Origin of the sequence: Tunicatimonas sp. (assembly GCF_049647865.1) — a bacterium.
Taxonomy (GTDB): Bacteria; Bacteroidota; Bacteroidia; order Cytophagales; family Cyclobacteriaceae; genus Tunicatimonas.
On sequence record NZ_JBARYM010000057.1, the window covers coordinates 1 to 10,562 of the forward strand.

Genomic DNA, 10,562 nt, shown 5'->3' on the forward strand with positions numbered 1-10,562 from the left:
TACCGCCAGGAGAAACCCTTTCACGATGTGTACTTCACTGGCATTGTTCGTGATCAGCAACGGCGAAAAATGTCTAAATCGCTAGGTAACTCGCCTGATCCGCTAAAACTCATTGAAAAATACGGAGCAGATGGAGTACGAACCGGAATGCTGTTTAGCTCTCCCGCCGGTAACGATTTGCTGTTTGATATCAAGTTATGCGAACAAGGACGAAATTTTAGTAACAAAATTTGGAATGCTTTCCGGTTGGTGAAAAGCTGGCAGGTAGATGAACAGAAGAAAGACCAAGCAAATAGTACTGCTATTGCCTGGTTTGAGGCTTGCTTTAACCAAGCGCTGGTAGATTTAGAAGATCATTTTTCTAAGTACCGCATGTCGGACGCGCTACAAACGGTATACAAATTGGCCTGGACCGACTTCTGTTCCTGGTATCTGGAAATGATAAAACCTGCCTACGGGGAAGCTATTGATGCAATGACTTACGAGGCCACCATCGGCTACTTTGAGAAATTGATGAAAGTACTACACCCGTTCATGCCATTCATTACTGAGGAGCTATGGCACCAACTAGCTGACCGGGACGAAGACGATTACGTAATTGTTGCCGAATGGCCCCAAGCTGATCAAAAGGAAGGTCGAAGTCAAACTGACCAAACTCTTTTACAAGGCGGAGCAGCAGTCTTTGAAGTGGTTGGTAACATTCGTAGTACGCGAAACGCGCGGCAAATCGCTCAAAAAGAGGCTCTACCGTTGTACGTTAAAAGCAATGCACCTGAAGTTTATCATCAATTTAGTAGTATCATCCAGAAGTTGGCTAATGTTTCGTCTATTGAGTTCACTGATGATAAAGTAGAAGGAGCTGACAGCTTTATTGTGACTACTGCTATGGGACAGCCTGACAGCTTTTTCATTCCGCTCGGTGATGCTATTGACGTAGATGCTGAGGTTGAAAAACTAGAAAAAGAGCTGGCCTACCAAAAGGGTTTTGAAGCATCGGTAGATAAAAAACTAAGTAATGCTCGCTTCGTAGAAAATGCCCCCAAGTCGGTAGTAGACGCCGAACGCAAAAAGCAAGCCGACGCTAAAGCTCGCATCAAGACGATTGAGGAGCAGTTGAAGAGTTTAAGAGGAAAGTCTTAATTATCGCCCTGGAACTATTATAGTTGTAATAAGTAGGTAGTACTATTTACGGCCGTTTTGGTTTAACGTAAGTCATTGGTAAGCAAGCGTAAAGAGTTCATTTTGATCTAATCGATTAGGGAGATGGCTTGCTCTTTGCCAATCTCATTCAATTAGTAGCCGACGCTGAAGAACACGATTAGAAGTTTGAATTTCTAGTAAATAAAATCCTCTTGGTAGAGAGGCTACATCAATACGAGCACTACGCTGATCTGATAACGGTTGATTTTGAATAATTTTCCCCTGCGTATCCAGTAAGCGATAAGCAATCAGGCGTTCGGTGGTAGCTTCACTTTCTAAAAATAATGCCTGAGAAGCAGGAACTGGATACAAGCGAATGCCGTCGGCTAGATTATCATCCAAACTAGTAACAGTTTTGTCGGCAATTATAGTCAAAACAAATTCATCGCTCACACTGGCAGCCGAAGTGTCGGCAGCGGTTATTTTAATAGTTAATTCTCCGGCTTCCGGTGGATTACCACTTAGCGTATTAGCTGATGGGTCAAAAGTAAGCCAGTCAGGTAGCGCAGTATCATCGGCTAGCGTTACTGTTAGCGTCAGCGTATCGCCTTCGTTATCATCCTGGAATGCGTCAGTGGGAATTACGAAACTAAAAGTAGAACCTACGGCAGACTGCTGATCTTCAATGGATTGGGCCACTATTGGGGGAATATTTTCGGCAGGTTCGCTAGTTTCACCCTTAACAGCATTACTGCGGTACCAAGCCAGTTCAGTATCGGTTAAAACTACCAAATCTGTATCAGTATCTTGGTCAATATCGTGTTTGAATAGCAATACGTCCTGACTAGCAAATTTCTCAATCACCGTATACTCCCCGAACATTGTGCTGCCATTCTGATTTTTCAAATAGGCTAACTCTTGTTCGTCTCCGGTATTGTTTACTACTACTAAGTCTTGATCTAAGTCATTGTCAATATCTAAGAAAAGCCAGGGAATCAATGTAAAGTCATAGTTGCTACCAAACGTTATGGTTTGCTCCTGGTAAGAACCATCGTTATTCGCTAGAAATAGTGTGACTTCAGCCTCAGAAAAAAGAAGGAAATCGGCTAGGCTATCGCCATTAATATCCAAAATTTGGTCGAAAGGAAAATCCGGGGCTTGAAGTACAACAAAGCTTCCTGCCGAAGATCGGGTATAAATACTGCCATCAATAATTAAGTCAGTGATTCCATCACGATTTAAGTCGTAGACCTCTTCTAGTACTCCAATAATTTGGGTGTCGACTACTTCATACGCGCCATCAGGTTGGCCTGTCAGCACAAATACCTCACCATCGACACTGAGCGAACGATCACTGAAAGCTACATCAGGGAAACTGTCGCCGTTAAAGTCACCAGTATAAATAGCATCTAGCGTTCCGCTGTATAGCGTATCTTTTTTGCCTAGGGTAGCATTTTCTTGAACAGCATAGCGAAAAATGCCTTTTCCTTCAATGGCAGCACCACCGATTAACAATAAATCGGTACGCTCGGGAGTTTTCAGTATCGCCGCATCGCCTGGAATGAGAGTATTTAGCGTTAGTAGGTCTGGAGGGGTAGCTAGAGTACTATCTTGGTTTGCAAAACGTAGCACCCGGTTGCTGGTACCTTCGGTTACAATCACTTCGGGAAAACCATCTTGATTAAGATCTCCAAAGTTAACGAAAGTGCCGCTTTCATCAGAAAATGGTATAGGTACTGCTCGGCTATCGGTCAAATATTTAGGAGCTGCAAAAGTAGCCTGTCCTAGGTTTTCTTGCCAAACCAGTTCATTAGGAGTCTTTAAGATGATATCTAGCTGCTGATCATTATTTAGGTCTACGTATGAGCCAGTGAGAAGCGCACCGTTTAGCAGACGAGGAGTAAACTGGAAGTTTCCGGTGTTTTCGTACCAACCAACGTATTGATCAAAGTCGGACTCGGTACGAGCAAACGCCAGTGCAAAGGTAAAGCTGGCCAATATATCCAGATCGCCGTCCTGATCAATATCATTCGCTCGTGTATTCTGAGGCGAAAGATCAAATTCTTCTAACTCAATCAGGCTACCTTTTAGCATAAATTCATCATTTACGAATGAATAGAGTTTGGGGGTAATGATACCGTCTTCTCCGTCAAGGGCATAAGATATTACTAGTTCATTGGTATCGTCTCCATCAAAATCTCCGATTAATATGTCGGGGATAAAAAAAGTTGTTTCACTGATAATATTGGTGGTATCAGGAGAGAAAACACCATTTCCGGTATTACGTTGCCACACAACTTGATTATTGACCCCATTGGTAGTAAATAGATCGTTCTGTCCGTCTTGGTCAAAATCCCCAATGTGTATCAGCTCCCCTTCAGTGATCAAGGTGGGTTCCGCAAAATTTAATTCGCCTTGGTTGGCAATTAAGAAGAGCTGAGCATCAGTATTGAACGAAGAATAAATAAAGTCGGCTAGACCATCACCGGTAAAATCAGCCAACTCAAACGCCTCGCCAGTGTAGTCTGAAATCAATGGGGCCACAGCAGAAAAGCCACTGGTGCCCTCATTTCGGTACCAGCTAATAGCACTACTCTCCGCTTGAAGTATAATAATATCCGCATCTCCATCATCATCAATATCGCTAACTAGCACATTTTCCCATTCACTCGTATTGGTTGCTACATCAATTTCTTGAGAAAAGTTACCACTCCCATCGTTGATGAGTATCCGATAATCACCAATACAGCATTCTTCTTCGCCCGATTGAAAAATCAGAATATCTTGGGCCGCATCGTTATTAAAATCAGCGGTCAGCACCAAGTTTTGATAATTTTCGCTATTGATTAGGCTTATTTTAGGTTGAAATGCTTCTTGCGCTGAAGCCGACCAATGAACAATTAAAATAATGAGTATAATATGAATAGTGATAAGGCGCATACAGATTAGTTGTTGTTGATGCAATAGGTAAACCGCAAAAATATACAAATTTTGAATTACCCCTGACTGACTCAAGGCTATAATTCCCGGTAGCGATAAAGTACTCTTACTGATCTGATAAGCGAATATATTTTACAGAAGATACTTTGCGAAAAAAAATACCCTCATTCTTAATGAAAAAGAACGAGGGTAAATTAGCGAAATAATACAATATTGTCAAAGAAGACGATAATGCATTAATATTGGCTATTTAATTAGGAGCCGGGTTTGATACAATTTTTGACCAGTTTGTAGCTCTAACAAATATATACCTTCAGTTAGGGCTGATACATCAATTCGAATTTTTTCACTTAGGTTTTGACTGAATCGTTTGGCTAGCACCGTTTTCCCCTGCACGTTGATTACTCGATACGATTGAAGTTGAGCCACAGTCGCATTACTCTCAATAAAAATGGCGTGGTGGGCCGGTATTGGATACACGTTCCACTGCGTAGAGATATCATCTCCAATAGCCGTAACCCCTTCAACTGACAGAACAAACTCATCGCTGACACTATCGCCCGCCGCGTTGGTGGCGGTAATTTTGATGGTAAGAGTTGTACCACTGGCGTTAGGTGGCATGCCACTTAGTGTGTTCGTTTCAGCGTTAAAAGTAAGCCACTCCGGTAGTGATGAATCATCAGCCTGAGTAACCGTTATCTGGAGATCATCCCCCCGAAACACGTCGTTCGGAATTACTAGCGTGAAGGCTTCGTTCGTAGCGGCCTGCTGGTCACCGATAGGATTAATAACACCAAGTACATCAACTGCATTTGCCGGAGTTACTGAAATAGCTAATGTCTTAACGTACAATCCACCCCGGCCATCGTCAGCTTGTATTTCTACTAAATAGCGATCTTGGGTAGCAACATCGAGGCTAGTAGTACTTAATAGCTTATTTTCCTCAATTGAAAAAGGAACTTGACCGTTACGATCCAGTAATTCATACTGGTGTTCGTCGTCTATGTCGGGGTCAATTGTACTTAATGTACCCACTAACGTTCCCGCTGGTTGATCTTCCTCAATACTTGCGTTACTAATCACAATGTTGGTAGGGGCTCGGTTAATTTGGTCTTCTACGTTATTCACCAATACGGTAAACACTTTACTAACAGCACCACCTCTCCCATCGTCGGATTGAATGCGAATACTGAGTTGACTTAGCGTTTCGTAGTCAAAACTCATCGCTGACCGCAATTCGTTCTCCTGAATATTGAATGAGTTGTTGTGGGTGCTACCTGTTCCGCTAACTAGCTGGTAGGTAAACGTCAAATTATCAGGATCATCTGTAGTTAGCAGGCCTACTAAAGTACCCGCCGGAACATTTTCATCAATCGTATTATTATCCAGCGTAATGTCGGTAGGAGACTGATTGGGGTTGTCGGAAAGATTGATTACTTCAATAGTAAAGGTGCTGGCAAACTGTCCACCCTTTCCGTCGTCGGTTTGCACTCGGACAGAATACGTTTTTTGCTCTTCATAATCCAGACTCTCGGTGGTTTGCAACTGATTGCCTATAATCTGGAACAAATTATTACCAGCACTTCCTTCGCCTTCTACTAAGCTGTACGTATGCCTGTCAGCAGCATCGGCATCAGTGGTAGTGAAGTTGCCTACTATGGTGGTAGCGGGTTGATTTTCTTCTACCGAGGCTTTATCAATCGCAATAGCTGTAGGAGCATTATTGGTACTTTCGTCTAAATCGTTAATGGTGATAGATAAGGTTTCAGAGTAGGTGCCCCCTTGGTTATCTTCAACCTCAACTCGAATACTGTAATTATCTTTCTGCTCAAAATCAAAAGTTTCAGTTGCTAGAAGATTATTGCCGTCTACAGTAAAGCTTTCATTATCTTCATCTCCTGAACCAGTCACCAATTTAAATGTATGCGTGTCATCCTCGTCAGGATCTTGTGTGCTAAGCTCGCCTACGGTTGCTAAGACCTCGTTATTTTCATTGATGGTATTAGATGACAATATAATAGTAGTAGGATTATTATTCGTATCGTCTACGTCTTCTATTTCGATCTCAAAATTTTCTTCATAGCTTTTACCACGGATGTCAGTGGTTCTTACCCGAATGCTGTACGTATCTCTGTTTTCGAAGTCAAAAATTTCGCTGGTAATTAGGGCGTTGTCCTGGATACTGAAAGAACTATTATCCGTATCACCATCTCCCGCCACTAAGTCATACACAAAGCCCTCGCTATTATCAGGATCAGTCGTATTAAATTTTCCTACTTCAGTGCCTATCGCTTGATTTTCACTAATAATATTATCAACTAAGTTAATATTAGTCGGAGCCTCGCTGGGGTTGATAACAACCTGAGCATCTTCAGTAGTGAGCGAAATTGCTTGTTCTTCAGTATTAGTCGCCGTTTGCTCAACTGGTTCGCTACTAAAAGAAATAGCTGTGTTACTTTGTTCATCTCCGGTGAGGACTAGCCGTAGTGAAAGCAAAGTGCTACCGTCAGTTTTAGAAGCTCCGCTTGGATCGTTCCAAGTAATTCCCACTCGTCCATCTTCCGTTTGGGAGGCTTCTATGGTAAGATTTTCGCTGCTTTCTACTTCTGCGTAGGTAGCTACACTATTATCCCAAGTCAAAGAAAGTGAGAGAGCGGTAATATTAGAGAAGCCACCTTCTATCTTCAGGGGAATTTTGATTGTGTCTTGTTGCAAACCATCCTGATTTTCCAATGCTAGCGATAGGTCAGTAGGCGCTTCCTTAGCAAAAAGGTTTTCAAACTTGGTTAGGCCATTCAAGCTCACGTATAAGTCCGGATCAGAATCGCCGTCAGTATCATTTAGCTGAAAGCGAAAGATGCCTTCATTTACAATGACAGAATTATTTTCAAATGTTCCTTGGCCATCCGTATTTTCTTTCCACGAAAGAGCGTTTCTTCCTTCTATTATCACATCAGCGTCGCCATCAGTGTCAATATCTACGTACTCTCGCGGCTCATTTTGCTCCGTTACCTCAGAAAAGGTTTTTACATTAAAGGTACCTGAGCCATCATTTTCGTACCAAGAAGCATCACCCACAATAAATCTCTCGTCCAACACCAAGTCAATATCACCATCGCCATCAAAGTCTACTGGAGTACCTTCAACTTCAGTGCGAATGGTATAGTCACCACTTCCGTCGTTCTCGTACCAGTTTCCTTCAGCAATAATATCAGTTGCTCCGTCGCCATTCAAGTCAGCTACAGAGAGCGGAATAGGAATTGTTGCACTCTGCTCAAAACTGCCGTTATTGTTTTTGAAGACTGCATTAAAGGCCGCTACTTCAGGATAACCATCCTGATCGCTATCAAATATTTTAAGTTCTTTATTGAAGACTCCCTTTCCACTGCCGACGGGTTTTCTTTCGCCAAACGTACCACTCCCTAAGTTTTCATACCAAATAATTTCCCACTCTTCCTCATCTGGATCAAACGCTCGTATGCGAGTGTACAGAGAAGCTACAGCATCTAAATCGCCGTCGTTGTCTAAGTCAGCAAAGCGAAGTGATTCGGGTATAATACTGGAAACATCGTTAAGCACCTGAACTTGATAATCACTGGCAGGTTGAGATAGTACTACGGTAATAGCTGAAAAGCCGTTCGTTACGTCACTAGGAAAAGCGATGCTGCTAATGTTGCTACTAACTAATAGAAAATCGGCTAAATTATCACCATTGAGGTCTGCTGTGCGAATTTCACCATTAGGTGAAACACCTGTTCTGGCTACCAAATTTTGAAAGGTGAAATTGTCACTATTACCCAATAGTAGATCAACTCCTTTAGGACGCCAGGCTGCAAAATCGTACTGGTTATCTTGGTTGTAGCGGCCTACATCCAACATATAATATTGCTCAGCTATTATTTCGTAAGAAAAACTTCCACTCTCATTCTTAAACCAGAAAATCTTATCGTTGCCAGAAAAAGAAGCGTCCTCATTTGGATCAGTAAACTTGCTACCGCTTACTATATCTAAGAAGCCATTATTATCATAATCAATAATAGTGAAATTGACCGGGTCGCCCTCTTCCTCGTAATTATCTACAGAAAATGGCAAATAAGAACCGTTATCATTCCTGAAAATACTGATGTTTCCACGTCTAAAAAGTTCGATACCGTAGTAGGCTATGTCAATGTCCCCGTCGTTATCCATATCGAATGGTTCAGCCCGCCGCTCAGTATCAAAAGGATAGACATCTTCATTACCAACTAGCGTTTCCTCTACCCAACTATCATCGGCCCGATATTCATAGCTCATAATACTGTTGGTGCTTATATTGTATGTGGCTACGTTAATAGCTCCGTCTTGGTCTAAGTCAGTTGCAAAGAGTACTTGGAAGATGCGATTATTGATTTCAAAAGATTCAGTGAATTCACCTTGTCCATTGTTTTTATACCAAGATTTGCTACAGCCGCATAAAAAATCCAAATCATCGTCTCCGTCAATATCCTTAAATATAAAACTGCTTTTATTGTCATTATAACCATCAATAATATCTGTAATGATATTGAACTGCCAAGAGAACTCTTGACCAAGCCCTCTATTCATAAGCCAGACAACCTTTCGGTTTTCTAGCTGATAAATCGCTAAATCAAGGCGTCCGTCACCATCTAGATCGGCAGGGGTAATTCTTGTCCACTCCGCATTATCATTTTTAAGTAACTGTTCGTTAGTAAACTGGCCGGTACCATCGTTATATTTGACGTAATGTCCGCCTGAAATTATGCTTCCCGCAGGGCGAAAGACAATAATATCTTGAAGTCCATCTTGATTGAGGTCTACCGAGGCTTCGTATATTTCGTCGGGAATGTTACTAATGATACCTTCTCTTTCTCCAAACTGGCCGGTAGCTGGAACTACACTTAATAAAAGTAGAGAAAAGGATAGTAAGTAGGTAAAATTGCGCAGCATAGAGTTTTGTAGTAAAAAAATTAAACTTTAGTTTGAATTAAATATATAATTAACATTCAATTGAACAAAGTTGTTTGATAAGTTTTTATGAGATACTAGTCGAGAAAACAATAGTAGTACATAGTAAGCACTCAGGAATAAATAGACTTGATAGACTTACCTTGATTGATAGTATTATCATTAAGTTAGTTAAATCGTTTAGGTTAATGGTAGAATGAGATCAATAACCCGTAATCTCTTTAAGCTTAGCAAAGAAGGCCTTCTTGCGGGGCGAGTTAATTCCCCAATCTACTGGAATACTCTGGTAGCCATCTTCAAAGCCTTCACCGTCTAGTCGGTAATCGAAGAACCCCCAGGAGGCATAAGATTGTACCGCAGTAACTAAGTTATTCGTATCTTCTTCAAAATCAAAATGATCATCTTCATTAAAGACAATGGGCATAGGAGAGTAAACAGCTACTTGTTTGGTTTGAGTTACCATTTCGGCAATCCGAGCTGGTTCGTGTACTCCGTTACCGTGAATTAGAATAAAATCGGCAGACTGCACTACATTAGGTAGAGGAATACTGTTGCCGTTGTAGCTAGTACTTACCAGATACCGAAACCCACCTTTTTCTTTAGACTTTACTAGCTCAATAAGCTCGTGGATGCGGTTAGCTTTTATAATATCTCGATCGTAGCTTTTGTTATCACATTCATTAGCCACCTCAATTAGCACATGGCGATAACCCTTCTGGTGCAGCCAGTCAACTACATTTTCCGTAGCATCTTTCACGGCTACGTCATCCTTTAGATTTTGATCTTGTCCAAAATAGAACAGTCCAACAATCGGCACCATGCCTAACTCATCAGCTTTATCCAGAATCTTACTCAGTCGGGCAAAGTAGGCCGGACGTAAACTACCGTCTTCTTCGTATGCCGAATTATACCAATTCTTATTACCGTAGCCCATGGGGCTGCCTCCTTGCAAATTTACAGTGAAAGCTAGTAAACCGTGCGCCAGCCATTCTTCCATAGCCGCAACAAACTCGTCGGTATTACGGTCGGGGTTCCACTCGCCGGTATCGGGGTATTTCCAGCGAACAGCAGTTTCAGGATTTAAATCGTCAAAAACTCCCTGTACCATACGAGAGTTAAATAGCAGTCCCTCAATCTTATTCCCTTCCCACATCTGGCCCAGATAGGTGGGTTGCCCGTTGATAAGAAACTGTTCCCCTTCAATAGAAACCGTTGTTCGGTTTTGACTCACCACAGGAAAAGTTAGCAGAAGCAGTAAAGAAAGCAGAAGATAAATTGATGTCGCGTATATATTAAGCGAAGGTAGAATGCGACTAAGACGAAAAGAAGTATTCTTTAGCATAACAGATAGGTTGTGATTAGTAATGTTGTACTAAAGAATCAAATTAAACGCCGAAAAGCAACTGTTCAACAAAGAGTAGAAAATCAGTCTAGTGCTTTGTCAATGTTTAAATTCGGGTTCAGGCAGTCGTGAAATTTGTCCTAGACAGAGGCGCAAAAAATGAGCATAGCCGTAG

Annotated in this window: 4 protein-coding genes; 1 reads left to right on the forward strand and 3 read right to left on the reverse strand. The window is 41.8% G+C overall.

Annotation, left to right across the window (positions count from 1 at the left end):
- Positions 1-1,140: class I tRNA ligase family protein (locus tag WBA23_RS02070; protein WP_424580579.1), on the forward strand; the 1,140-nt coding region annotated here is incomplete at its 5' end.
- A gap of 144 nt (positions 1,141-1,284) precedes the next feature.
- Here the strand turns inward: WBA23_RS02070 and WBA23_RS02075 are convergent.
- From WBA23_RS02075 to WBA23_RS02085, 3 genes are all read right to left on the reverse strand, one after another.
- On the reverse strand, positions 1,285-4,080 hold the full coding sequence (locus WBA23_RS02075; RefSeq protein ID WP_424580580.1) for an FG-GAP-like repeat-containing protein: 2,796 nt from the start codon (positions 4,078-4,080) through the stop codon (positions 1,285-1,287).
- A 246-nt stretch (positions 4,081-4,326) separates the two neighbouring features.
- The gene (locus tag WBA23_RS02080; protein ID WP_424580581.1) at positions 4,327-9,027 is read right to left on the reverse strand and encodes an FG-GAP-like repeat-containing protein; all 4,701 of its coding nucleotides are present in this window, start codon (positions 9,025-9,027) and stop codon (positions 4,327-4,329) included.
- A gap of 220 nt (positions 9,028-9,247) precedes the next feature.
- Positions 9,248-10,387 (reverse strand): hypothetical protein, encoded by a 1,140-nt coding sequence (locus WBA23_RS02085; protein WP_424580582.1) that lies wholly within the window; start codon positions 10,385-10,387, stop codon positions 9,248-9,250.
- Between the last annotated feature and the right edge of the window lie 175 nt (positions 10,388-10,562).